Source organism: Bacillus sp. Xin1 (genome assembly GCF_013314535.1).
Classification (GTDB): Bacteria; Bacillota; Bacilli; order Bacillales; family Bacillaceae_G; genus Bacillus_A.
Genome location: NZ_JABUAE010000194.1, coordinates 1 through 310 on the forward strand (window position 1 = coordinate 1; position 310 = coordinate 310).

The 310-nt window shown below is 38.7% G+C and carries 1 protein-coding gene; it reads left to right on the plus strand.

All coding sequences use genetic code 11. The features are described 5' to 3' along the window. On the plus strand, window positions 1-310 hold a 310-nt coding region (locus HRG09_RS28475; protein WP_174104120.1), incomplete at both ends, for a DPP IV N-terminal domain-containing protein.

Sequence of the window (310 nt, forward strand, 5' to 3'; positions counted from 1 at the left end):
TTCTTTAGAAACAGGACAAATCATCCAATTAACTCATGATGGTAAACAATACTATGATTATGGTACTCAGCCGGAATCAGAAACTTCCGTTATCCTTAAACGATTATCTAACCAAAAGGTTCCACCAACAGCACTGTGGTCTCCAGATTCCAAACAAATTTTGACATACCGGCTTGATCAACGTAATGTGCGAAAAATGACTCTTATACAGTCTGTCTCTTCTGAAGATGAAAAGCCACCTGTCATCCATTCATACCGTTATCCGCTAGTCGGAGATAAACACCTTCCATTAGCCCAATTTGTAATTTGT